Source organism: Ensifer sp. ENS06 (assembly GCF_014852205.1).
Classification (GTDB): Bacteria; Pseudomonadota; Alphaproteobacteria; order Rhizobiales; family Rhizobiaceae; genus Ensifer; species Ensifer adhaerens.
In genome coordinates this window covers 751,565-773,237 of record NZ_JACVBC010000001.1, presented here as the reverse complement: position 1 = coordinate 773,237, position 21,673 = coordinate 751,565, and the positions used below count along the sequence as shown (strand labels likewise).

Annotated in this window: 26 protein-coding genes and 1 tRNA gene; 13 read left to right on the top strand and 14 right to left on the bottom strand. The window is 62.8% G+C overall.

Going from position 1 to position 21,673, the window contains the following annotated elements; translation table 11 throughout:
- Window positions 1-200: 200 nt before the first annotated feature.
- Genes IB279_RS03870 through IB279_RS03860 form a run of 3 tightly spaced genes read right to left on the bottom strand, consistent with a single transcriptional unit; the run spans window position 201 to window position 2,906 of the window.
- Window positions 201-581, bottom strand: coding sequence for a VOC family protein (locus tag IB279_RS03870; RefSeq protein ID WP_113188755.1), 381 nt, complete (start codon window positions 579-581; stop codon window positions 201-203).
- Window position 582: 1 nt separating this feature from the next.
- The gene (locus IB279_RS03865) at window positions 583-1,320 is read right to left on the bottom strand and encodes an RlmE family RNA methyltransferase (protein WP_113188754.1); all 738 of its coding nucleotides are present in this window, start codon (window positions 1,318-1,320) and stop codon (window positions 583-585) included.
- The gene (locus tag IB279_RS03860) at window positions 1,317-2,906 is read right to left on the bottom strand and encodes a Ppx/GppA phosphatase family protein (RefSeq protein WP_112770515.1); all 1,590 of its coding nucleotides are present in this window, start codon (window positions 2,904-2,906) and stop codon (window positions 1,317-1,319) included. Before IB279_RS03860 ends, IB279_RS03865 begins: the two co-directional genes overlap by 4 nt.
- A gap of 317 nt (window positions 2,907-3,223) precedes the next feature.
- Between IB279_RS03860 and IB279_RS03855 the strand changes: the two genes are divergently transcribed.
- From IB279_RS03855 to IB279_RS03820, 8 genes are all read left to right on the top strand, one after another.
- Window positions 3,224-3,297, top strand: a tRNA-Gln gene (locus IB279_RS03855).
- Window positions 3,298-3,510: 213 nt separating this feature from the next.
- On the top strand, window positions 3,511-6,489 hold the full coding sequence (locus IB279_RS03850; RefSeq protein WP_113188753.1) for an AAA family ATPase: 2,979 nt from the start codon (window positions 3,511-3,513) through the stop codon (window positions 6,487-6,489).
- A gap of 6 nt (window positions 6,490-6,495) precedes the next feature.
- Window positions 6,496-7,662 carry a YcaO-like family protein gene (locus tag IB279_RS03845; RefSeq protein ID WP_192339090.1) on the top strand — a complete coding sequence of 389 codons (1,167 nt, stop codon included), beginning with the start codon at window positions 6,496-6,498 and terminating at the stop codon, window positions 7,660-7,662.
- A complete protein-coding gene (locus IB279_RS03840) occupies window positions 7,652-8,410 on the top strand; it encodes a TfuA-like protein (protein ID WP_113189571.1) in 759 nt (252 codons plus the stop codon). Before IB279_RS03845 ends, IB279_RS03840 begins: the two co-directional genes overlap by 11 nt.
- 62 nt (window positions 8,411-8,472) lie before the next feature.
- The gene (locus IB279_RS03835) at window positions 8,473-9,684 is read left to right on the top strand and encodes a hypothetical protein (protein WP_113189572.1); all 1,212 of its coding nucleotides are present in this window, start codon (window positions 8,473-8,475) and stop codon (window positions 9,682-9,684) included.
- Between the two features lie 16 nt (window positions 9,685-9,700).
- Entirely contained in the window at window positions 9,701-10,207 is a 507-nt protein-coding gene (locus IB279_RS03830; protein WP_090294913.1) for a hypothetical protein, read from the top strand.
- Between the two features lie 35 nt (window positions 10,208-10,242).
- Window positions 10,243-10,512, top strand: coding sequence for a hypothetical protein (locus IB279_RS03825; RefSeq protein ID WP_112770520.1), 270 nt, complete (start codon window positions 10,243-10,245; stop codon window positions 10,510-10,512).
- 84 nt (window positions 10,513-10,596) lie between these two features.
- Window positions 10,597-10,845: a hypothetical protein gene (locus IB279_RS03820; protein ID WP_090294915.1), complete on the top strand. Its 249-nt coding sequence runs from the start codon at window positions 10,597-10,599 to the stop codon at window positions 10,843-10,845.
- 31 nt (window positions 10,846-10,876) lie between these two features.
- On the opposite strand, the gene IB279_RS03815 is transcribed toward IB279_RS03820, so the two are convergent.
- Window positions 10,877-12,016, bottom strand: coding sequence for a fumarylacetoacetate hydrolase family protein (locus IB279_RS03815; RefSeq protein WP_113189573.1), 1,140 nt, complete (start codon window positions 12,014-12,016; stop codon window positions 10,877-10,879).
- A gap of 291 nt (window positions 12,017-12,307) precedes the next feature.
- Here IB279_RS03815 and IB279_RS03810 point away from each other — a divergent pair, with 291 nt between their 5' ends.
- Window positions 12,308-12,724 carry a hypothetical protein gene (locus IB279_RS03810; protein ID WP_210338196.1) on the top strand — a complete coding sequence of 139 codons (417 nt, stop codon included), beginning with the start codon at window positions 12,308-12,310 and terminating at the stop codon, window positions 12,722-12,724.
- 127 nt (window positions 12,725-12,851) lie between these two features.
- On the opposite strand, the gene IB279_RS03805 is transcribed toward IB279_RS03810, so the two are convergent.
- Complete coding sequence (locus tag IB279_RS03805; RefSeq protein WP_113189574.1) at window positions 12,852-13,469, bottom strand: TetR/AcrR family transcriptional regulator; 618 nt, start codon at window positions 13,467-13,469, stop codon at window positions 12,852-12,854.
- A gap of 50 nt (window positions 13,470-13,519) precedes the next feature.
- On the opposite strand from IB279_RS03805, the gene IB279_RS03800 reads away from it, so the two are divergent.
- Entirely contained in the window at window positions 13,520-14,314 is a 795-nt protein-coding gene (locus tag IB279_RS03800; protein WP_113189575.1) for a 3-oxoacyl-ACP reductase family protein, read from the top strand.
- Between the two features lie 74 nt (window positions 14,315-14,388).
- Here the strand turns inward: IB279_RS03800 and IB279_RS03795 are convergent, their stop codons facing one another.
- The 3 genes from IB279_RS03795 to IB279_RS03785 all read right to left on the bottom strand — a co-directional run bounded on the left by IB279_RS03795 (window position 14,389) and on the right by IB279_RS03785 (window position 16,530).
- Entirely contained in the window at window positions 14,389-15,642 is a 1,254-nt protein-coding gene (locus tag IB279_RS03795) for an FAD-binding oxidoreductase (RefSeq protein WP_034800866.1), read from the bottom strand.
- 64 nt (window positions 15,643-15,706) lie between these two features.
- Window positions 15,707-16,210, bottom strand: coding sequence for a TIGR00645 family protein (locus IB279_RS03790; RefSeq protein ID WP_082566270.1), 504 nt, complete (start codon window positions 16,208-16,210; stop codon window positions 15,707-15,709).
- 155 nt (window positions 16,211-16,365) lie between these two features.
- On the bottom strand, window positions 16,366-16,530 hold the full coding sequence (locus tag IB279_RS03785) for a DUF1328 domain-containing protein (protein WP_034800864.1): 165 nt from the start codon (window positions 16,528-16,530) through the stop codon (window positions 16,366-16,368).
- A gap of 224 nt (window positions 16,531-16,754) precedes the next feature.
- Here IB279_RS03785 and IB279_RS03780 point away from each other — a divergent pair, with 224 nt between their 5' ends.
- Window positions 16,755-16,949 (top strand): hypothetical protein, encoded by a 195-nt coding sequence (locus IB279_RS03780; protein ID WP_060584342.1) that lies wholly within the window; start codon window positions 16,755-16,757, stop codon window positions 16,947-16,949.
- Window positions 16,950-17,055: 106 nt separating this feature from the next.
- Here the strand turns inward: IB279_RS03780 and IB279_RS03775 are convergent, their stop codons facing one another.
- On the bottom strand, window positions 17,056-17,253 hold the full coding sequence (locus tag IB279_RS03775; RefSeq protein ID WP_090294925.1) for a CsbD family protein: 198 nt from the start codon (window positions 17,251-17,253) through the stop codon (window positions 17,056-17,058).
- Window positions 17,254-17,314: 61 nt separating this feature from the next.
- Window positions 17,315-17,638, bottom strand: a complete 324-nt coding sequence (locus tag IB279_RS03770) for a hypothetical protein (RefSeq protein ID WP_034800858.1) — start codon at window positions 17,636-17,638, stop codon at window positions 17,315-17,317.
- 490 nt (window positions 17,639-18,128) lie between these two features.
- Between IB279_RS03770 and IB279_RS03765 the strand changes: the two genes are divergently transcribed.
- The gene (locus IB279_RS03765) at window positions 18,129-18,377 is read left to right on the top strand and encodes a glycine zipper domain-containing protein (protein ID WP_034800856.1); all 249 of its coding nucleotides are present in this window, start codon (window positions 18,129-18,131) and stop codon (window positions 18,375-18,377) included.
- 46 nt (window positions 18,378-18,423) lie between these two features.
- Here the strand turns inward: IB279_RS03765 and IB279_RS03760 are convergent, their stop codons facing one another.
- Entirely contained in the window at window positions 18,424-18,642 is a 219-nt protein-coding gene (locus tag IB279_RS03760) for a NepR family anti-sigma factor (RefSeq protein WP_060584014.1), read from the bottom strand.
- 188 nt (window positions 18,643-18,830) lie between these two features.
- Between IB279_RS03760 and IB279_RS03755 the strand changes: the two genes are divergently transcribed.
- Window positions 18,831-19,628, top strand: coding sequence for a response regulator (locus IB279_RS03755; protein WP_034800852.1), 798 nt, complete (start codon window positions 18,831-18,833; stop codon window positions 19,626-19,628).
- Window positions 19,629-19,646: 18 nt separating this feature from the next.
- Here IB279_RS03755 and IB279_RS03750 read toward each other — a convergent pair whose 3' ends face one another.
- From IB279_RS03750 to IB279_RS03740, 3 genes are all read right to left on the bottom strand, one after another.
- Window positions 19,647-20,777 (bottom strand): AI-2E family transporter, encoded by a 1,131-nt coding sequence (locus tag IB279_RS03750; protein WP_370689547.1) that lies wholly within the window; start codon window positions 20,775-20,777, stop codon window positions 19,647-19,649.
- A 137-nt stretch (window positions 20,778-20,914) separates the two neighbouring features.
- Entirely contained in the window at window positions 20,915-21,085 is a 171-nt protein-coding gene (locus tag IB279_RS03745) for a hypothetical protein (RefSeq protein ID WP_089044705.1), read from the bottom strand.
- Window positions 21,086-21,262: 177 nt separating this feature from the next.
- Entirely contained in the window at window positions 21,263-21,610 is a 348-nt protein-coding gene (locus IB279_RS03740) for a RidA family protein (protein ID WP_060516475.1), read from the bottom strand.
- Window positions 21,611-21,673 lie beyond the last annotated feature (63 nt).

Genomic DNA, 21,673 nt, shown 5'->3' with positions numbered 1-21,673 from the left:
TAATGGACCAGATAGTAACACCAGAGTTGCACTCAACTGGTTAATGGCCGATTAACCACGATGCGCCGTCTTTGGGGGGGGGCCGGGTTTTGGAGGGCGATCAGGAGTGCGGCCGATCGGCACAAGCCGGCCTGGCCCCGTGGCGCCTGCGTGCTTTCACCATCAGGAAATCGTTGGAAACTCGGCGCCCGTGCGGCAGGTTACTCCGGCCGCTCGCAGACGGCGGCGATCTTGTTGCCGTCGTGATCGCGAACCCAGGCACCATAAAAATTTGCGTGAAACGGGCGTAGGCCCGGCGCACCCTCGTCCGTGCCGCCATTGGCAAGGGCTGCGGCATGAAAAGCGTCGACGGCGGCGCGGGTCTCGGCTGCAAGCGCGATGCTCACGCCATTGCCATAGGTGGCGGGCGCGCGGTTGAAGGGAGTCACCACCCAAAAGCGGATGCGATCGCCCTCAGCGCCATAGCCGATCTCGGTCTCGTCCCGGCGCTGCCGGTGGTAGCCAAGGGTCGGCATTACCGCATCGTAGAACGCGCCGGCGCGTGTCAGATCGTTGCTGCCGACGGTGACGTATAGCAGCATGTTATTTGGCCGCTTCGTCTTCGGTTTCCATTTCGCTGCCGGCCTGCTGGCGCCCCTTGAAATCCTTGGCAAGCAGGAACATCTCGACCGATTCGGCGCGCGAGGAGGCCGGCTTCACATGGATGACCTGACGGAAATTCTGCTTGAGCATGTTGAGCAGCTCGCGCTCGGTGCCGCCCTGGAAGGTCTTCGCCAGGAAGTGCCCGCCCTTGGCCAGCACGTCGACGGCGAAATAGGCCGCGACCTCGCACAGATGCATGGTGCGCAGGTGGTCGGTCTGGCGGTGGCCGGTCGTCGGCGCCGCCATGTCGGAGATCACCAGATCAGGCGTTCCGCCGATCGCTTCCATCAGCTTGCCCGGCGCTTCCGGATCGAGAAAGTCCATCTGAAGAATGCGCACGCCCGGAAGGGGATCGACCTCGAGGAAGTCGATCGCCGCAACGCGCGGATCGGTATCGGTGGAGTTGGTGACCTTGGCGGCAATCTGCGACCAGCTGCCGGGGGCAGCGCCCAAGTCGATGATGCGGCGGGCGCCGCTCAGGATCTTGTGCTTCTCGTCGATCTCCAGGAGCTTGAACGCCGCGCGGGCGCGGTAGCCCTCGAGCTGCGCCCGCTGCACATAGGGGTCGTTGATGTGGCGCTCGATCCAGCGGCGGGAGGATGCCTTGAGCTTGCCCTTCTTGACCTTCTGGCCAAGCTTGCGGCCGCTACGGTTGGCGCCGACGGGGGGTTTCGTCATGGTTTGTTTCCTTCGTGGCTGCCGGAGGCATTAGAACCGCGCTGGTGGCGGCGCGGCCGCGAGCGGCGCCAGGCGCCGTCGTCCGCCATCATATCGGTGAGCAGGCCTTCGCGCAGGCCACGATCGGCTACCCGCATGCGGGTCGACGGCCAGCGCCGGCGGATCGCTTCGAGGATGGCGCAGCCGGCAAGCACCAGATCGGCACGATCAGGGCCGATGCAGGGATTGGCGGCGCGCGCGTCGAAATCCCAGGAGAGAAGCCGCGCCTGCATGGCCGAGACTTCGTCGTCCGTCAGCCACAGGCCATCGACGCGGCGGCGATCATAGCGCGGCAAGTCGAGATGCACGCCGGCAAGCGTCGTCACCGTGCCTGACGTGCCGATCAGGTGGAAACCGCTGCCCGACGTGCCGTTCGCCAGAGCTTCGACAGGCGGGCTGTCGAAGCGGGAAAGCATGCCTTCCACTTCCTGCACCATCGCCTCGAAGCTTGCCGGCGTCACATGCTGGCCGCCATGGCGCTCCGAAAGCGTCACGACGCCGACCGGCAGCGAAGTCCAGTGGGTGATGTGGTTGGCGAGCCGGTTCGAGCGCGAATCACCGATGCGGATGACGGCGATCTCGGACGAGCCGCCGCCGATATCGAAGAGCACGACCGAGCGCGTCTCGCGATCCACCAGCGACGAGCAGCCGGAAACGGCAAGCCGTGCCTCGGTTTCGCGGTTGATGATCTCGAGATCGAGACCGGTTTCGCTCGCAACCCGCTCAAGGAAGCTTTCACCGTTTTCAGCCGCGCGGGCAGCCTCTGTCGCAATCAGGCGGCTTCGGCGGATGGTACGGGCGCCGAGCTTCGACGCGCAGATCTTCAGCGCCTCGACGGCACGCTCCATCGCCTCGTCCGACAGCCGGCCGCTGGCACCGAGCCCTTCGCCGAGACGGACGATGCGCGAGAAGGCGTCGACCACCCGGAACTGGCCGGGACGGGTCGGCTGAGCGATCAGCAGACGGCAATTGTTGGTACCGAGATCAAGTGCGGCATAGAGCGGCGCGGGCGGTTCGCTAGCAGCGATATAGGGTGCACGCGGTTGTTCGCCGCGATTGCCCGAACGCGGCTGTGCGCCCGCCTGAACGCCGCCGGCGGCAGAAGTCTGCCGCGCATTGCCGCCGCCATCGGCGCCACGCTGCTGCGCCGGCTGGCGCTCGCCGCTCGTCAGCGGGCGCCCCTGGAGCCCGCGGCGGTGCTTGGCCTTCTTGCTGCGCTTGTGGCCCTTGCGTTCGCCAAGCGACGCATCGACGACCTGAACGCCGCTGCTTTGCGACGCGGATCCGGCCTGCGCCTGCTGTTTTGCTGATTTCGAACGACGCCGCCGCTTGCGCTTGCGCGCCGGCTCCGTTTCGTTCTCTCCTGCGGGACGCCCTGCCAAACCGGCTGCGCCGGACTGGCTGGCAATTGCAGACGGCGAAGCAGACGACTTGCGTCGTTTACGCTTGCCCTTGCCGTTGCGCGGACCGAGCTTCGATCCATCACTGCGGCCTGCTGCCGACGCCCCGGATTCGGACGGCTTATCGCCGTGATCGGGGTCTTTCACTTGTTTCAACCATGGCGCCGCGCAAGGCCTTAGGGCCGCTCAAGGCGCTCTCTCGATTTTTCGTTGGCGCGACTGTACCAGCGCAACCCCCATTCGCCAAACTTTTTTTGAGAACCGGCTTGTGCACAACAAAGGCGTCGGGCGCCCGAACCCAGCAAACACACCGGGTTGAGCACCTGGGCCCCTGTTCCGGCCACCCTCGATGGCTGCGATCTCACTTCAGCCGCGATTTTTTTTGCAAAAGGTATTTGCATCAGCCGCCGATTTGTTTATAAGCCCGCCAACCACACCGACGGGCTTCGCTCCGACGGCGGCTTTGGGGAATAGGTTAACGGTAGACCCACGGACTCTGACTCCGTTAGTCCTGGTTCGAATCCAGGTTCCCCAGCCAATCTTCTCTCTTCAATTCCTTGATTTTCAGATCGCGCTGGATGTCGCTTTGACATCATTGGCGGCCCGATACGGCGCCGAAATCCCTGCCCACCGTAAGCTCCGTCACCTCTGAGGTAGGAATATTAGGATATTCTGCCCCATGGTCGCTTGCCTATGCGTGGCAAATGGAGTGGGATGTGGTCAACTCGGCTGACGTTGGGCGATGGCGAGAATGAAGGGGTCCGATTCGCAAATTCAGCTCGGCGGCGAAAGGCGCCAGGTGACGGCGGTTTTCTACGATATCGTCGGTTCGACCGAGCTGTTGCTCAGCAACGACCCGGAGAAATACCTCCGCTCCATCGCCAGTCTCCACAACAGTTCGGAAGACATCATTCGTCGCCATGGGGGCAATCTTAGCCGGCGGCTTGGCGACGGCGGATGCGGCTACTTCGGCTATCCGGCGCAGGTCGAGGACGCAGCCGAAATGGCCGTCCAGGCGGCTCTGGAGCTCATTGAGATGGCGACCCGGCAAAGCCACCGCCCGCGCACGGTACCCTTCAAGTTGCGCGTCGGTGTCGCAACCAGCGTCGTCGTCCTCTCCTCCGACGGCAAGGATATTGTCGGCACCGCACCGATACTGGCGGCGCGGCTTCAGGCGGAAGCGCAGCCTGATACGGTCCTTGTTGCCGAGGCAACCTACCAGCTCACCCGAAACAGGTTCGACTATACTTTCTTGCGCGACGCCGCTCTCAAGGGCTTCTCTGAACCGTCGGCGTTGTGGCAGCCTCTTGCCAGAAGCCCTGGATCTCTCCGCGACCGGTCGAATCCGGCGCGCGGCGCGCCGATGGGCGGGCGCGAGAAAGAGCTGGCGCGGCTCACGATCGAGTGGAACGCCGCATGCAGCGGCACTGGCAGATCGGTCGCCGTGACCGGTGAAGCCGGTATCGGCAAGTCCCGGCTCGTCGCCGAACTGCGCCGCTCGCTCGGGCGCGAAAACGATGCCGATATTCTTCTGCAATGCGATGCACGGATGACCGGCGAGCCCATGCAGCCGCTGATCGGCTTTCTGGAAGCAAGCGTGGGAAAGGATGTCCTGCAGCGCGGCAACGCACCGCAGCTGCGGGAGGCCCTGCACGGCATCGGGCTTCCCGTCGATGAGCGCGCGGCGCGCGCGATCGCCACGTTTACCGGCGGCGATTCGCGACGCAAGGCCGGCAATATCCAGGTTGCCGATCTCTCCGGCGAGGCGTTCCGAAAGGATGTCATCCGGGCGGGCGTGCAGATCCTGTGCGCCGGCGAGGCGGCCAAGCTCATCGTGATCGAGGACGTGCACTGGGCCGACAGCATGACCCTGACGATGCTCGAGCACCTGGTGAGCCACGCTCGCCATCGTCCGGTTCTCGTGGTCCAGACCTCGCGTGGACCGACGGCGGTTGCAGCCGCCGAAAGCCTGCCCCTCCAAGGCCTCGGAACCGCGGCAATGAAGAGCCTGGTCGCCTCCGTATGGGGCGGCGCGCCACCCGCAGGCCTGGTGTCCTTCATTCTGCAGCAATGCGACGGACTGCCGCTTTATGCCAAGGAGCTCGCGCTTCTGCTTCGGAGCCGGCATTCCGTAGCGCCCGCCGCCGCCAGCTGGACGAAGCTGCTCGTCGAAGAAGGCGTTTCGTCGCTGAACGATCTCCTAGCTGTCAAGCTTGCGAAGGTTGGAAGCGCCCGCCGCGTTGCCCAACTGGCAAGCGTCATCGGCAGGGAGTTCAGCGTCAGCCTGCTCAATCGGCTGCTCGATGGCGCAGCGGCAGCCTCGCTCGAAGCGGACCTTGCCGCACTCGTCGCGCATGGCGTGATCGAACAAGGCGCCACATCCAACGACGCCTTCCAGTTCCGCCACGTGCTGCAGCACGAGGCGACCTATGGCAGCCTGCTTCGCACCGACCGGCGCAGGTTCCACAAACGCATCGCCCAATTGCTAAGCGAGGAGGACGTGCCGAGCGTGCCGCCAGCCGTGGCCGCCTGGCAATGCGCCGAAGCTGGCCTCCATCTCCAGGCGGCGCAATTTGCAATGAAGGCGGCGGAGGCGTGCGTCCTGCGATCGGCGATGCGCGAGGCCCGCCAGTCGCTCGATCTTTGCGCCCGCGAGATCGCGGCGATGCGGCGGCACGCGGATCGCCGTCCGTTCCTGCTGGACCTGCTGCAGCTTCAAGGCGTCGTGGCGACGGCGCTCGAGGGCGAAGGGTCGCAACTGGCCCGCCGGACCTACGCGCGCGCCATTTCACTGCTCAAGCGCGACGGCTCCGCCAACCGCGAAGAGCGCCTGCCGCTCTATTGGGGCTGGTGGTTCACCGCTCCGAACATTTCGCTGCAACAATCGCGGGCGCGGGTGCTGGTGAGCGACATGGAGGGCGCCCGGGATCCCGAAACGCGGCTTCAGGCTTATCATTGCGGCTGGGCGACGAGCTTCCATGCAGGCCATCACGACTACTGCCTGGACTGCGTCGGCAAGGGCATCGCCCTATATGACGCGGAACGGGCGCTTCGCAATCGCGCCTTCTACGGCGGCCACGACGCCAAGGTCTGCGGCCTTGGCGAAAGCGCCTTGTCCTACCTTCTGACGGACGCACACGAACCGAGCGAGGCGGCCATCCGGCAATGCCTGGAGTGGGCCGACAGGACGGAGCATGTCGGCAGCATGGTGCATGCGCTCTACTACGGAATCGTGTTGCGTCGCTGCCAGCAGCGATATGAAGACGTGCACAGCCTCGGCGAACGCATGCTGGCGCTCGCCGACGAAAATGGCCTGGTGGCGAGCCAGGCGCGCGCCAATATGTATTGCGGCTGGGCGGAAGCCATGGCCTCGTCACCGGAGCGGGGCGCTGCGCGCTTCGAGGAAGGGCTGCGCCTCCAAAAGCTCACGGGGACCGACGACAATCTGTCGATCCACAGCGACATGCACTCCGAGATCCTGGAACGCATGGGAGATCCCGGAGCGGCGGTCGTCCCGATCGAGAACGCCATCGCGCTTGGCCGCAAGAGCGGCCAATGGTTCTGGCTTGCGGAGCTCTACCGGCGAAGGGCGCATCTGCGGCTGGCGCTCGGCGACGCTCCTGCGCGGGCACGGCGCGACCTGCGATATGCCTTGCAATCGGCCGAGACGCAGGGCGCCGAATGGCTGGCCAAGCGCGCCGGGCACGATTTGCGACATCACTTCGGCTAGTCGGCGATGGCGAGCGTTTCGTTCCAGGACCGATCGCTCGAGGGCGTGCTGAACGCCCCCTCCCCAGCCCCTCCCGACACCTGGCAAACCGTGGAGAAAATTCTCGCCCTCCGACGGGATTTCGGGATCACCCGCCTCGGATCGGTAACCGGGCTCGATCGGATCGGCATACCGGTCGTGCAGGTGGTCCGCCCGGCCTCGCGCTCGGTTTCGGTCAATCAGGGCAAGGGCCTCAACTATGCCCAAGCCGCCATTTCCGGCCTGATGGAATCGCTTGAAGGATGGGCATCGGAGCGCATACCGGCGGAGCGCGTGTGGCGGGCCAGCCTTGCAGACATAAATGCCGGCGGGATGTGGTCGCATCTCCATCCGGCTGCAACGCCGCCGGCCGACAGCCACGATCTCGCCTGGATTTCAGGCTGGGATCTGATCTCCGGCTCTTTCCGGCCCGTGCCGCTGGCGGCGGTCGACACAAATTACGTCATCCCCTCTCCGCATCCGCACTGGCTTCAACGCAACACCACCGGGCTTGCCGCAGGCACGAGCCTGCAGCAGGCACTGATTCACGGCTGTCTTGAGATCCTCGAACGCCACGCGCATCATCTGGCCACCAAGCGGCCGCACTTCTTCGACCGCTACCAGATCGGTGTCGACACCATTGGCCGGGGCAAATCCGGTGAAATCCTTGACCGGCTGCGCCAGGCGGGGCTGGCTGCGGGCGTATGGGCGTTACCAAGCCCGAGTGGCCTGCCCGCCTATTGGTGTCATGTCATGGAAGACCCGGCGCGGGTTCCGCTGGCCCCCTTGCCGGCGTCTGGCTTCGGCTGCGACATCGATCATGACCGCGCCCTTGCCAAGGCTCTTCTCGAGGCGTGCCAGTCGCGCCTCGGCGCCATCGCCGCGACCCGGGAAGACGTGATCGGCCGCTTCTACGCCCCACCGGAACGAAGCGAACTGATCGCCTGGTTCGAAACCCTGTCGCGCGGCGGTCTGCCCTTTCCCGAAAACGCGTCTGCGCACTTGGGCGAAAACCCGTTACCGGCCATTCTCGAGGCGATGGTCGCCGCTGGTGTCAAAGCGGTCGTCGTCGTGGTCCTGTTCTCGGACGAAGCGCTCCCTCTGCATGTGGTCAGAGTGGTTGCCCCGCCCCTGGAGGTGAGCATTGAGGAGTGAAACGATCGTCTTCCTCGGACCAACGCTGAGTGCCGCCGAGGCGCGAGCACAGCTCGATGCGACCTATCTTCCGCCCGCCGGGCAGGGGGACGTCGTGCGCGCCGTGCTGAAACATCGCCCGGCGGTGATCGCGATCATCGATGGCGAGTTTGCGCAGCGGCCAGCGGTTCGGCACAAGGAGATCCTCTGGGCCTTGGCAAAAGGCGTGTATGTCTGCGGCGCATCCAGCATGGGCGCCGTCCGCGCGGCGGAACTCAGCGACGAAGGAATGATCGGCTATGGCTTCGTCTACCGATGGTATCGGCGCACGAGGCTTGCCGACGACGCCGACGTCGCAGTGGCGATGGCGCCGCCCGAACTGGGGTCAAGGGCGCTCACCGAAGCCCTCATTGACATCAGGCTGACACTGAAACAGTCTGAACGGAGGGGCATCATCACACGCGAACTGCGCGTTGCACTCGAAGAGGCGGCGCGATCGCTTCATTATTCAGAGCGCAGCTACAGCATCATCCTCGACAGTGTCAGGAATAATAACAACGACCTTGATATTGAGCGATTAAGACGTCATCTCGCAATCGGATTACCGAGACAGAAGAAACTTGACGCGATCGAACTACTAAAAGCGATCTCCACCTTTAAACTTCGGCGCAAAGGCCCGGACAAAAGCAACGCGTTCGAGATGACCGAGGCTTTTGCATACGATCTTCAATACGCTGAGCTGCTCGATGAAATATTCCGAGCGGATTAGTACGAACAAGTTAATCGAATTTTACAATCACAGGTGATATTGAAACCGCGAGAGAGGCCAACATGGATGCCGCCGCTCACACGTCCGACGCCGACCCGGGCAGAGCCGCTTCACCGCGTCTCGGAACGCGCTTTCTTGTCTTTCCGCAACCCCCATACATTCCAGGTTACGAGAAACCCGAGGTGGTCTGGCTCGCCCCTTCGGCAGGCGGGATTACGGCCGGCCCGTCCGACCGGCGCATGTATGTCGCCGATCCGCTCGAAACCAAGAGGCCCTATGCCTACCCTATCCTGCCGCCCTATGCCGGCGCACTCTGCCCGCCGGTGGAACCGGACGCTGACGGACATTTCGATTACATCACGCCGGACTCGCCTGCCTTTCTGGCGACACACAGCTTTGCCTGCGCACGGCGCGTGCTGGATATCTTCGAGGGCTATGTCGGGCGCGAAATCAGATGGTTCTTCGAACCGACCCTGAGCCGGCTGGAGATCATTCCGCACATTGCCGACTGGGACAACGCACAATCGGGCTTCGGCTTTGTGGAATTCGGGGAAAGCGAACCCGAGAGGGTAACATCGCGATTCGCGCTCAATTTCGATTCCGTCGCCCATGAGATGGGCCACCTGATCCTTCTCAGCGAACTGGGCCTGCTTGAGGGCGACGGCGCCGGCAGCGAGTTTTTTGCCTATCACGAGGCGGTCGCCGACTTCGCATCGCTGCTCGGCTTGCTGCATTTCGATACAGCCGCGGATCGCATCCTGCGCCGCACCGGAGGCAACCTTTTGATCAACAACGAACTCGATCGCTTCGCCGAGCTCAGCGACGAAAGGCAGATCCGCACCTTCAATAATTCGCTGCGCGCGGGCGACGTCAGCCATGAAGTGCACGATCATTCCAAGCCATTTGCCGGAGGGCTCTTCGACTGCTTGGTCGAGGTCTATCAGACACTGCTCTTCGAGCGCGGACTTTCCGACCTCGATCCTCGCCAGTTCGGCAACCTGCGCCAGCAACTGGCGCCAGAGCTCATCGAAGCGACACTGCGTCCGTCAAGGGCGGACTACGAGCTGAAGCACTTTGCCAGCAAGGCTGCCCTAGAAGAGGCACGGGACATCGTCGGCGAGAGCGTCGTTCGCTCCTGGCGGTTTCTGGAACCCGACGACGTCACCTTCGAAGCGGCAGCGGAAGCCTTTTTGACGGCAGCCGATCGGGGGCGTGGTCGAGCCTATGTCGAACAATTCGAAGACTGCATGCGGTGGCGTGAAATTCTTTGGTGAAACGGAGGGAATTGTGATGACCGATGTGAGCGTACCTGCACCTGCCAAATCAGGCCCATACCACGCAGAAGCGATCATACTATACGGCGTGAAACTGAATGCCACAGAAGACTATGGCAGCTTCGATATGAGTCAGGGCTCCAATGCCGAATTGCGAGTTCAGCTATTCAGGGCGGGCGACGCGCAAACCAAACAGAAATACTCGGTTGTGTTGGCCTATGGTTATGCCTTCGAAGGTCATTGCTACAGGTTCGACGCAAATCGTATTTTCATCGTCACAGGCCCCGCAGGCGAGCCAGCTGTTGGCTGCGGCTTTGATGCTTTGCCGGGTGCGAAAGAATCGGATCCCTCCTATCAGATGTGGCGGATACGAGCTTCGACCGATCTACTCGAAGTCGCTGTCAACTTTGACGACGCAAAGACCCTCATTCTAGACGCGAACCTACCCGGCAAAAGATCACCGACCTCGTATGCCATCACGCAATCCATGGCACACCGCAACGGTCGCCTTTCTCGCGACTAGTCGCATTCGCCTTTGCCTGTGAAAGGAGAAGCCCTATGTTTGAAGCGACCGTGGAGTTCACGAAAAACCTAACAAACGTATCAATAAGAGATTACGTCGATGGCGGAAAACCGCTCTGCAAGAAGAAGGATGGTACTGTCATTGAGAACATTTCCGCGTCCGCCAAGACAACAATAATATTTCTTGCGGAGCAATTCGACGGTACGATGTCAGGATATGTTCACATTACGGGTACTGACGGTAGTATACACGTAGAAAAGCATGCAGATGGGATAAGAGAAGGTAATCCCGTCAAATTTCCCTAGGTCAAGGCACGCGCTGCTGACGCATTAAATGAATCGGCGCATAATCATTGCGATCACGACGAAGGATCAGGCGGAGAAAAGCCGATGCTCGATATCAACAGGAAAGCGGACGCCTCCTATGCGATCGAGTACTTCCAGGAACATCCGGAAGCCGGACTGTGCCAGGAGGGTCGAAGCTGGTGGATTACCCCAAACGCCAACGAGACGGACGGGCAGGTTTTTTCCATGGATATGACAGAGGCCGTGCGGCTCAAGGACGATGCGCGCCTTCGAGCCGTCCCCGACATCGCGCATGCGGGTCGGTCGCTCTGGGTCATGCGGGACATGACGTAGTCGCCGTCGCGAAGACGGGAAGACGTTTGCCCTACAGCAGCCCCCTGCCCGCGAGATTGCGCATCAGAGCCGCGGATCCGAAGGTCCATGGCGCGCACTGCGTCGACAACCTCACCGTATTGGTGAGATGGCCGAGCTCGGCATTGGCGATCGTCACCACGTCGCCGAGCTTGTGGGTGAAGCCCTGGCCGGGCTCGTCGCGGTCTTCGACGGGCGCAAAGAGGGTGCCCATGAACAGCATCAGGCCATCAGGATACTGGTGGTGCGGGCCAATCGTCTGAGCGACGAGGTCGAGCGGGTCGCGGCTGATTTCGGCCATCGAACTGCGGCCGGTCAGGCGGTAGCCGTCTTCGCCTTCGACCAGGAGCGTCAGTTCGGCCTTGCGGACATCGTCGATCCCGTAGGTTTCATCGAAGAGGCGGATAAAGGGACCGACGGCGCATGAGGCGTTGTTGTCCTTGGCCTTGCCGAGAAGCAGCGCCGAGCGCCCCTCGATGTCGCGCAGGTTGACGTCGTTGCCGAGGGTGGCACCCCTCACCTGACCGCTCGAGGAAACCGCGAGCACGATCTCCGGCTCCGGATTGTTCCAGCGTGAGGCCGGGTGCAGGCCGACATCGGCGCCCGGGCCGACCGCCGAGAGCGCTTGCGCCTTGGTGAACACCTCCGCATCCGGACCGATGCCGACCTCCAGATACTGCGACCAGATGCCCTCTTCGATGAGGGCTGCCTTGACGCGGGCCGCCTCCGGCGAACCGGGCTTCAGGTTTCGCAGGCTGTCGCCGATGACGGTTGTGACGCGGGCGCGGATCGCTTCGGCGCGCGAGGCATCGCCCGCCGCCCGCTCCTCGATGACGCGCTCGATCATCGAGCGCGCGAAGGTGACACCACAGGCCTTCACCGCCTGCAGATCGCAGGGCGCAAGGAGATGCAGGGCGGATGGATCCGCCTTCTGTGCGAGGCAATCCTCGAGCGCGACAAGCCGCTCGCCCTGGGTGGAGCGGACGTGCGCAACGGGATCCGGGTGTTCGAGAATGTCGCGCATGGTGGGCGCTGCCTTCGAGGTGACGTCGAAGAGCGCGCCGTAACGGATCACAACTACCGACGGGCCGCCGACATCGGCTCGCCAGGCGCGACCGACAAAGGTGCCATTTTGAAATACCGGATCCGCCATGCCGTTCTACCCTCCCGTGAGCGCTACCATCATGCAGCGGAAACCTCCGCTGTAAAGCGGGCGACGACGATCGAACGTCCCTTGGGTTGTAGCGGTCGGAACATTGCAAATTTTCACGCGTTTACGGTTACGGCGCGCCGATCCGAGCGCGCCCCGCCTACGGCGCGCCGATCCGAGCGCGCCCCGCCGCTCTGTGTCGCGAGCGCACGAAATCCGGCGCCCACCGCTGCCCCGGGAAGGTTCAGGAGCAGCCGGCCGAGGCCACGAGGAGATCAAGAAAGGATCAACGCAATGAACCAGCACGAAGAGTTCAAGGAAAAGCCGGTCATCGACCCCGTGACCGGGCAGCCGCTGCCCCAACCCACTGCGCAAACGCACCTCAGCGACGTACCTGTCGAGCCCCCCAGACGCAGCAGCTGGCCAATCATCATCATCCTGCTCGCCGGCCTGGTGCTGGCGTTGATCGCCTGGCTGCCGGCCGAACTGAGCCGCGACACCGCCAACACGGCAGCGCCACCGGCGACCACCGACCAGCCGGCAACCGGAACGACGGGCCAGGCCACACCGCCGGCCGATACGGGCACGGCTCCCGCCGGTGGAACGACGACCCAGCCGGCCCCGGAAGCAACGCCGCAGCAGGGAACACAGGGCGCTAGCCCGAACTCGACCCCTGGCACGACACCCGAAATGACGCAGCCGGCGCCGTAAGCAGGACGGAGCACGCGCAAACTGGTGGGCCGGAGGCTTTTGATCTCCGGCCCTCGCGTCGTCGTTCACCAGAACAAAAATCATCAGGCCGAATGACGGATCGGGTGTGTCCGTTAAACGTCGTTCGTCAGTCCGGCCGGATGTTTGCGGAAATCATCGCGTCCCAGCCGCCTGCGGCGCAGTCGGCGATCGCGACCAGGGTTTCCCGCGTGGCGCCGTCGCGCGCCTGGATCGACATGCCGTGCTGCAGCGAGGCGACGTAGGCGGCAATCGCGGCGCAGTCGACACCCACAGGCAGTTCGCCTTCCTCGACTGCGCGCTCGAAACGCTGCTCCAGAGCCATCTGCTTCTCCAGCCGACGCAGCTTCAGTGCGTCACAGACCTCCGCATCCCCACCCGCCATCTGCGGTGCCGACAGAACCACCATGCAGCCTCTCGGCTCGCCACGCTGTGTAAAATTCTCGGCCGTGCGTCTCAACAGGTCGTGCACCGCCGCCTTTGCGGTCGGAACCGTCTCCAGTTCATCCCAGATGCCGGCACCGTCGGTGCGGCCGTAAAGGTCCACGGCCTCGATGAAGAGCTGCGCCTTGCTGCCGAAGGCAGCGTAGAGGCTCGGCGGGTTCAATCCCATGGCCCGAGTCAGATCCGACAGCGAGGTATTGTCATAGCCCTTGTCCCAGAAGAGCTGCATGGCGCTTGCAAGCGCCTCGTCCCTCGAAAAATTGCGTGGCCGCCCGCGGCTCATCTCGGCTGATCCTTTTTGTATCGATCAATACATAAATCGCTTGACAGCGGATGGCAAGTCGTTTCCCCTTATATGTATCGATCACTACAGATTTGGAGAAACCAGTGACGAGTTTGAAAGACAAGGTGGCCCTGGTGACGGGCGGCAGCCGCGGCATCGGTGCAGCGATCGCAAGGCGCCTGGCAAGCGACGGCGCAACGGTGGCGGTGACCTACAGCCAGTCGAAAGAAAAGGCCGAGGCGCTCGTGGCGGAGATCACGGGGGATGGCGGCAGCGCACTGGCGATCCAGGCGGACAACCGCGATCCGGGCGCGGTTGAAGCCGCCGTCAAGACGGTCGCGGAAAAACACGGTCGCATCGATATCCTCGTCAACAATGCCGGCATCTTCGATGCCGGAACGGTGGACGAGGTGACTGAGCAGGATTTCGACCGGACGATCGACGTCAATGTGAAGGCGGTGTTTCTCGCCACGCGCGCTGCAGCGGCGCACATGCCGGATGGCGGGCGCGTCATCACCATCGGCAGCAACCTCGCCGCCCGCGTCCCATGGCCGGGCATGAGCCTTTATGTGCTGAGCAAGAGCGCGCTGATTGGCTTCACCAAAGCGGTGGCGCGCGATCTCGGGCCGAAGGGCATCACCGTCAACATCGTCCATCCTGGCTCCACCGACACGGACATGAACCCGGCCAACGGCGAACATGCCGGCCCGCAGCGCGGACTGATGGCGATCCCGCGTTTCAATGAGGCGAGCGACGTAGCAGGCGTCGTCGCCTGGCTGGCGGGGCCTGACGGCCGGAGCGTAACGGGCGCCGAATTCACCATCGACGGCGGCACCAACGCCTGACCAGGCAAGGAACAAGGCCGGAAACGCAGCGTCCGGCCTTTTCCTACTTCGTGATGCTATGGTTTCGGACCGTGTCAGGCCAGGAAACGCTCCGGCCGGTAGGGCGCGATGTCGATGACCGTCTTTTCGCCGGTCATGGCTTCCGCCAGCGCCCGACCGGTGACCGGCCCAAGCGTCATGCCGTGATGGGCATGGCCGAAGGCAAACCACAGGCCCTCGTGACGCGGCGCCTTGCCGATAAGCGGCATCATATCCGGCGTGCAGGGACGCGCGCCCATCCAAGGTTCTTCGTCGCGACGTTCGGCAAGCGGGAAGAATTCGCGCGCCACCCGCTCGGCCCGCGTCAGCTGCACCGGCGTCTTGGGCGCATCGCGCCAGGCAAATTCCGCACCCGTCGTCAAACGGATGCCGCGCAGCATCGGCGCCAGGAAGTAGCCCTTTTCGGCATCGAGCACCCAGTTGTTGAGCTGCGCGCCGTCCTGCATGCCGTAGTGCATGTGGTAACCGCGTTTGACCGCAAGCGGGAAATGATAGCCGAGCTTGCGGGTAACCGTATCGGCCCAGGGGCCGAGCGCCACGACGACTTCGCGGGCTTCCAGCGGCCCTTCCGGGGTGGCGACGCGCCAACCGGGACCTTCGAGTACGTGTTCGGTCGTCGCCGCATCGCCGGAAATCAGCCGTCCGCCCAGGGACTGGAAGTAGGCGAGATAGGCCTTGTTGAGGCTGTGCGGATCGCGGATCGACCAGGGATCGCTCCAGCGCAGACCGCCGACGAGATCGGCCTTGATCGACGGCTCCAGCGTCTTCAACTCGCTCGTCGAAAGCTTCTGGTGGTTGACGCCGAAGCCCGCCGAGAGCTTTTCCGCTTCCTTGTACGCGGCGTCGCGTTCCTTCTCGGTGCGGAACACTTTCATCCAGCCGTCCTTACGGATGAGGTCGCCGGCGCCGGACGCCTCGATCAGATCCTGATGTTCGGTGATCGAATGCTCGATCAGCGGCGCATAGAGCTGGGCGATGCGCCGGTGCTGGGTAAAGCCGGAATGCCACCAGTAGCGGGCGAGGAACGGCACAAGGCCCGGAAGGGCGCGGAAATGGTAATGGGCGTCGATGGTGTTGTTGAGCGCGTAGCGGAAGAGCGCGCCGAAATCATGCGGGAAGCCGTATGGAAAGACGCCTTCGCGCTGGATCAGGCCGGCGTTGCCGTAGGAGGTTTCCTCGCCGGGGCCACGACGATCGAGCAGCACCACCGACTTGCCGCGGCGGGCGAGATGGATGGCGGTGGAAATGCCGACGATGCCGGCGCCCAGAACCACTACGTCAGTCTTCATCTCAGGCTGCCCCGTTGCTCGATCAAGACGAACCGCGGCTTTGCGTGAAGCCGCGGCACCAATATCACTTCTTCTTCAGCGCATTCATGATTTGCTCGAGATAGCCGAGTAGTACGGCCGAGACGACAAAGGCCAGATGTATGATCGTCGCCCACATCAACTGCTCGCTCGAATATTGCTGCGCGTTTAAGAAGATCTGCAGCAGGTGGATCGAGGAAATGGCCACGATCGACGACGCAACCTTGATCTTCAGGCTGCCGGAATCGAGCTTGCCGAGGAAGGAGACCTCCGCATCGCCTTCGTCGAAGCGGCTGACGAAGTTCTCGTAACCGGAAATCATCACCATCACGATCAGGCTGGCCACGAGCGCTGCATCGATCAGGCCGAGCATCGCCAGAATCATCTGCGCATCGTCATAGACGAAGACCATGCTGGCGATCTTCAGCAGCTTGAAGGCGAACGAGATGCCGTAGAGGGCAAGTGCCGCGACCAGGCCAAGGTAGAAGATGACGAGAAGCCAGCGGCTGGACAGGATGATCCGCTCGACGAGCAGTTCCAGCGATTTCATGATGTTCGATACCCCGGGGCGAAAACGACAATTGGGGCATCAATAGCCAAGCGGGCCAGCAAGGGCAAGCAAGACGATTCGGCCACCAAACACATCGAGGGCGGCTCTGACGCCGCCCGTTTCCTGTTTATGCCTAACAACTCAAATAAGGCCGCTCAGCCGCGGCGCACCAGGCCGGCAACGAGCGAAATCACCAGAAAGACCAGGAAAAGGAAGAAGAGGATCTGCGCGATGCCCGCGGACGTGCCGGCAATACCCCCAAACCCAAGTACACCCGCTATGATTGCCACAACGAGGAAGACAAGCGCGTAGTATAACATAGCAATTCTCCTTGCCTAAATCACTGCAATGCAAACGCGATAGCTTTCAATTTGTTCCAGTTCTCGATCAAAATCGGCGCGCGGAATTCCGTGGCGTCACTCGACATTAATATTCTGTTTACGATGAAAGACGAAAGAGTCCCAAATCGGCACGGTTTGCACCGGAAATGCCCGGAACCTTCGCAATACTCTGACGTTCTTCATCCATGGAACGCAGGGTCGAAATGAAGATGCCGACAGCACATATCTGGAAAACGGCGACCGAAGCCGGACGGGAGCGGACGCATCTCTCCGATAGAAATCTTCACATCGGAAAGACGATGCGCGACCTGTACACGGACGGCGAAGAACAAAGCGCCAAGCTTCAGTCTCTGCTTGAAGAACTTCGCAGGCGAGAGGCCAAGGCAAAGAAGAAATAAGCGCGATGCGCATGACAAACAAAAAGCCGCGCGACAGGTGTCGCGCGGCTTTTGTCTTGGCGTCGTTCTTCCGGGGAAGCAAGACTGACTGCTTGCCGCGAACCGCCTAGCGGCGCGACATCCAGTCGTCGATCTGCCGCTCCGCCTCGTCACGTGCAACGCCGTATCGCGCCTGGATCCGCCCGGCGAGTTCTTCCCTGCGGCCATCGATGATATCGAGGTCGTCGTTGGTGAGCTTACCCCACTGCGACTGAGCCTTACCCTTCAACTCGTGCCATTTGCCTTCAACAATGTCCCAGTTCATTTCCGATCCTTTCGGTTGATGCAGTCGCCCTAGCGCAATTGCCCAAGAGCTACCGGTGAAATCAGTTGCGAGCCTTGGCGCCGCTTTCGCTTCGCGCGGCAACGGCATAGCTGCCGTCATCGACCTTGACCTCGACCTGCAGACGGCCAGGCGCCTTCACCTGCCACTCGATGGTCGCATCTTCTACGAACAGCGCCGGATCGACTTCCGCGCAGGCGCCGTAGGCGTGCTTGAAGCTCGTCGATGTCGCCTCGATCGCAGGTGAAAGCAGTTCGCGGCATTCGTCTACGGTCTCGAAAGCCACGGTGGGCGCCGGCACTTCGCGGCAGGCCTCTGTCGTCTGCATGCAGCCGACCAGGACCATGATGGCGGCAATGTGTTCCATTCGCATGCTCCCTTGCGTCAAACTCCAACAGCAAACGGAAATATGCGATCTGCGGTTCCGCGAATGGGCGCGAAATATTTCCTGGAACCTTGGCGTCAGCTGCGCGTTTGAGCGGCCCAGAGAGGTCGGGAGGCGTCATTCGCCCACAGCGTTCAGCGGGCGACCACGGCCCACAACCGGGACGGACATCGACCGTCGGCCACCCCAACAATGGAACAAAAATGCCCCGGTCTCGTTTTCGCAACGATAACAAGCGCTGCGACCGCGGCCGAGCGACGGAGGATATACTGGCGAGGCAAGGACACACCACAAGCGGCTCGCTCATTGCGAGCGCCGAAAGGTAACATCAAAAGTCGATCAGGACGGCGCGGCATCGGGTACGGGCTATGCCTCATTGTCGTCATTCTGTTCGTCACCAGTCGCGGGCAAATCGATTTCACCGAAAATTGATTCTCAGTTCAACAAAGCAACCCTCGGATAGGAACGCGTCATGAAGAAGATACTTATCGTAGCAAGCCTGATCCTCCCCCTCGCGGCATGCACGCAGACAGAAAAGGGCGCAGCGATCGGCGCAACCGGCGGTGCCATCGTCGGCGGTGCGGCGACGGGCAATGTCAGGGGTGCGGCCGTGGGCGCGGCCATCGGCGGCGTCGCCGGCGCGCTCATCGGCAACGCCAACGAACCGGGCCGCTGCATCTATCGCGACCGCTACGGCCGCCGCTACGAAGCCGCCTGCTGATCGGCGCATCTCATAAAGAAACGGGCAGCCGCCCGTTTCTTCCCCCTCAAAGCGGAACCCCACCCTTCGACGGGACTTTGGCCGCAGCCTCCGCTTCATCGAGTTTTTCAAGAAGATTGAGAAAGAGTTCCGGAACGGGCTCCTGCTCCAGCGACCGATAGAGCGCCTTCAAGCTGGTGCCGATCGAGCCGCCGATTTCGAGCGTTTCGGCAGTGCCTCCGCGCTGTTGGCCTACGCCGCCGTGCTTTCCGGTTTCTTCATCCATGCTGCGTCCCACCACCGCTTAGTCCTTCACGGCTTTTGCTGCCCTTGCGAAATCGCCGGCACACCGTTTCGAACACGTCCCCCATTTGCTCTAAGCCGAAAAACGTGTTCAAAACATCCATCTATTCCGCCCCATACCCCCTATCCTCAGAAATCAAACGAATCGCATTGCACGTAAGGAAGTCGTTGATGTCACTTTCGACCCGGATTGCGCCCCACCTGCCCTTTCTGCGCCGTTACGCGCGGGCCGTCACAGGCTCGCAGGCCGCAGGCGACGGCTATGTGGCCGCCGTTCTCGAAGCCCTGATCGAGGATATCAGCCTCTTTCCGGAAGCCTCGAACGACCGGATCAGCCTCTACAAGCTGTTCTGCTCGCAGTTCGAAAAGATCTCGATCGACCGCAGCGAAAATGCCTCACCGTTCGCATGGGAAAAACAGGCGGCCGCCAATCTCTCGCTGATCGCGCCGGCGCCGCGCCAGGCGTTTCTGCTCGTATCGGTCGAGGGTTTCTCCATCGCCGATGCGGCCGAGGTCATGAACCTCAGCCAGGCCGAGTTTTCGAAGCTGCTGACAGTCGCCTCGGAGGACATTTCGCACCAGGTCGCAACGGACGTCCTGATCATCGAGGACGAGCCGCTGATCGCGCTCGATATCGAGGATATGGTGACCAGCCTCGGCCACCGCGTCACCGGGATCGCCCGCACCCACGGCGAGGCGCTCGATCTCTACCGCAAGACCTCTCCGAAGATGGTTCTGGCCGATATCCAGCTTGCCGATGGCAGCTCGGGCATCGACGCCGTCAACGAGATCCTCACGCAGGCCGCTGTGCCGGTGATCTTCATCACCGCCTTCCCCGAGCGGCTGCTGACCGGCAAGCGGCCGGAGCCAGCCTTTCTCGTGACCAAGCCGTTCAATCCGGACATGGTGAAGGCACTGATCAGCCAGGCGCTGTTCTTCGACGAGCACGCACGCTCTGCCCGGCGTTAGGCCGGGCAACACATCCCCTTATCCGGGCAGCTGACGTTCAGGCGGCTGGTCGCTGATTTCCTCGACGATGGCGAGGACGATGAGAGAGAGCGGCAGCGCCAGCATGGCGCCGACCGCCCCCCACATCCAGGTCCAGAACACGATCGCCAGGAAGATCAAGAACGGGTTCACCTCGAGCTCGTTGCCGAGGATGGCCGGAATGGCAAGGTTTTCCATCGCAAGGTGAACGACGAAGAAGGCCACCGCCGGCGCCAATGCCAGCCACAGCACCTCGTGCGTCATCAGCCCCGCCACCAGCAGGCTCAACGTCATCGCCGTCACGCCGAGATAGGGAATGAAGCTGGAGACGAAAGCGAACAGGCCCCACAGCGGCGCCATGCCCAGACCCCCGACAAAAGCGATCACCGTCGTCACGAGGCCGAGCGAGAAATAGATGACGCTGGCGATCGAGAAGTATCGCGCCAACGCATCCTCGATGCCGTTCATGATGCGAATGGCGCTAAGCCGCCGCTCACGGCTGGCAAAGGCAAGGATGACCGCCTTGCGCAGTTGCAACCGTCCGAGCAGAAACAGGCCGAGTGCTGCCAGGAAGATCAGTGTCTGCACCAAAGCGGGTGTCAGCCCGGCGGCGGTGGCGGCAAGCATCGGGCCGGCATTCTTCATGACGGTATCGGCAATCGCATCGTTGCCGACGCTGCGCGCGACGGCCAGACGCAGCCACTCGAACCGGTCAATGAACGGCATCACCCGCGCCACCACGCTTTCGGCAAGCTTCGGCGCCTCCGAGGCGAGCGCCGTCAACGGACCCAGGAGGGCATTGACGAGCCACGAGAGGCCGGTGACGAAAATGATCGCCAGCAGCAACCCTCCGAAAATCGGCGGCAGGCCATAACGCGCCAGTCCGTCGGCCGTCCGGCCGAGCACGACGCCGACGACGATTGCGAGCGTGATCGGCAGGAGGATCGTTTCCATGGCGTAGATGCCCGCGCATGCGGCAATGGCGAAGAGGCCAATGATGCTCCAGGCGACCATCAGATCGATGCCGTCGCGCCGCGGGGCTGTCGATGGCGCCGCCGTCGCCACAGCAGCCTCTTCCTCGACGATCCACCGCGCACGCTTGCGCTGCTGGGCGGCACCCGCCCGACGCAGCGTATTCGCGATCATGCCTCGCCGTCCTTCAATCAGGGCCGCGCGCGGTTCGTTCGCGTTTCCGGTCAACAGATCAGGCCGCCCTGCCTTTTGCTCCGGCCCGGCTTGCGGCACATCGCGTGAATGGTCTTGCACGGTCAATGGTGTTCCGGCGGGAAGACATGCAGGGTCAGCGACAATAGGCCAAGCCCAAGGATGATGACGAGCAAGGTATGGGCGACACCTGCGGCGGTGTAGGGAAGAAGACCGAAACCGATCATGACGCCCGCCAGGAGAAGGACACAGACACGGGGCAGCCAGTAAAGCATAGACAGTCCTCCCAATCGTGGCGGCCGGTTTTGGCCTGCTTCTTCGGATTGGACACTTAACGTGCCGGTGCGCCGTTTGGTTCCGCGCAAGGGAACTGAAATGGGAACGAAAAACGCCGCCGGACGGCAGTCCGGCGGCGCAGGAATAAGAAGACGGGAAATCCCGTAGCGCAGGCCTTAGGCGGCAGCGGCGACGACGATGACTTCGACGAGGTATTCCGGGGTCGCGAGCTTGGCTTCGCCGGTGGCGCGAGCCGGGGTGTGGCCCTGCGGTGCCCAGGCGTCCCAGACCGAGTTCATCTTCGGGAAGTCTGCCATGTCGGCGAGCCAGATGGTGGCCGAGAGGATGCGAGTCTTGTCGGTGCCGGCGAGCGCCAGAAGACGGTCGACTTCGGCAAGCGCCTGCTTGGTCTGCGTCACGACATCGTCACCGGCGTTGCCGACCTGGCCGGCGAGGTAGACGGTGTTGTTGTAGACCACGGCCTGGCTCATACGGGGGCCGGTTTCGAAACGCTTGATTTCCATGAACGTGTTCCTGAGGTTGGGCCGAACGATCGGTCCGGCCAAAAAGCGGCTGCCCGCCGCCAA

What these genes read in the sequence shown, in the direction of transcription:
- IB279_RS03870 (WP_113188755.1), bottom strand. Translation starts at nt 581, where the DNA reads ATGCTGCTATACGTCACCGTCGGCAGCAACGATCTGACACGCGCCGGC.
- IB279_RS03865 (WP_113188754.1), bottom strand. Translation starts at nt 1,320, where the DNA reads ATGACGAAACCCCCCGTCGGCGCCAACCGTAGCGGCCGCAAGCTTGGC.
- IB279_RS03850 (WP_113188753.1), top strand. Translation starts at nt 3,511, where the DNA reads ATGAAGGGGTCCGATTCGCAAATTCAGCTCGGCGGCGAAAGGCGCCAG.
- IB279_RS03845 (WP_192339090.1), top strand. Translation starts at nt 6,496, where the DNA reads ATGGCGAGCGTTTCGTTCCAGGACCGATCGCTCGAGGGCGTGCTGAAC.
- IB279_RS03835 (WP_113189572.1), top strand. Translation starts at nt 8,473, where the DNA reads ATGGATGCCGCCGCTCACACGTCCGACGCCGACCCGGGCAGAGCCGCT.
- IB279_RS03830 (WP_090294913.1), top strand. Translation starts at nt 9,701, where the DNA reads ATGACCGATGTGAGCGTACCTGCACCTGCCAAATCAGGCCCATACCAC.
- IB279_RS03825 (WP_112770520.1), top strand. Translation starts at nt 10,243, where the DNA reads ATGTTTGAAGCGACCGTGGAGTTCACGAAAAACCTAACAAACGTATCA.
- IB279_RS03820 (WP_090294915.1), top strand. Translation starts at nt 10,597, where the DNA reads ATGCTCGATATCAACAGGAAAGCGGACGCCTCCTATGCGATCGAGTAC.
- IB279_RS03815 (WP_113189573.1), bottom strand. Translation starts at nt 12,016, where the DNA reads ATGGCGGATCCGGTATTTCAAAATGGCACCTTTGTCGGTCGCGCCTGG.
- IB279_RS03810 (WP_210338196.1), top strand. Translation starts at nt 12,308, where the DNA reads ATGAACCAGCACGAAGAGTTCAAGGAAAAGCCGGTCATCGACCCCGTG.
- IB279_RS03805 (WP_113189574.1), bottom strand. Translation starts at nt 13,469, where the DNA reads ATGAGCCGCGGGCGGCCACGCAATTTTTCGAGGGACGAGGCGCTTGCA.
- IB279_RS03800 (WP_113189575.1), top strand. Translation starts at nt 13,520, where the DNA reads ATGGCAAGTCGTTTCCCCTTATATGTATCGATCACTACAGATTTGGAG.
- IB279_RS03795 (WP_034800866.1), bottom strand. Translation starts at nt 15,642, where the DNA reads ATGAAGACTGACGTAGTGGTTCTGGGCGCCGGCATCGTCGGCATTTCC.
- IB279_RS03790 (WP_082566270.1), bottom strand. Translation starts at nt 16,210, where the DNA reads ATGAAATCGCTGGAACTGCTCGTCGAGCGGATCATCCTGTCCAGCCGC.
- IB279_RS03785 (WP_034800864.1), bottom strand. Translation starts at nt 16,530, where the DNA reads ATGTTATACTACGCGCTTGTCTTCCTCGTTGTGGCAATCATAGCGGGT.
- IB279_RS03780 (WP_060584342.1), top strand. Translation starts at nt 16,755, where the DNA reads ATGAAGATGCCGACAGCACATATCTGGAAAACGGCGACCGAAGCCGGA.
- IB279_RS03775 (WP_090294925.1), bottom strand. Translation starts at nt 17,253, where the DNA reads ATGAACTGGGACATTGTTGAAGGCAAATGGCACGAGTTGAAGGGTAAG.
- IB279_RS03770 (WP_034800858.1), bottom strand. Translation starts at nt 17,638, where the DNA reads ATGGAACACATTGCCGCCATCATGGTCCTGGTCGGCTGCATGCAGACG.
- IB279_RS03765 (WP_034800856.1), top strand. Translation starts at nt 18,129, where the DNA reads ATGAAGAAGATACTTATCGTAGCAAGCCTGATCCTCCCCCTCGCGGCA.
- IB279_RS03760 (WP_060584014.1), bottom strand. Translation starts at nt 18,642, where the DNA reads ATGGATGAAGAAACCGGAAAGCACGGCGGCGTAGGCCAACAGCGCGGA.
- IB279_RS03755 (WP_034800852.1), top strand. Translation starts at nt 18,831, where the DNA reads ATGTCACTTTCGACCCGGATTGCGCCCCACCTGCCCTTTCTGCGCCGT.
- IB279_RS03745 (WP_089044705.1), bottom strand. Translation starts at nt 21,085, where the DNA reads ATGCTTTACTGGCTGCCCCGTGTCTGTGTCCTTCTCCTGGCGGGCGTC.
- IB279_RS03740 (WP_060516475.1), bottom strand. Translation starts at nt 21,610, where the DNA reads ATGGAAATCAAGCGTTTCGAAACCGGCCCCCGTATGAGCCAGGCCGTG.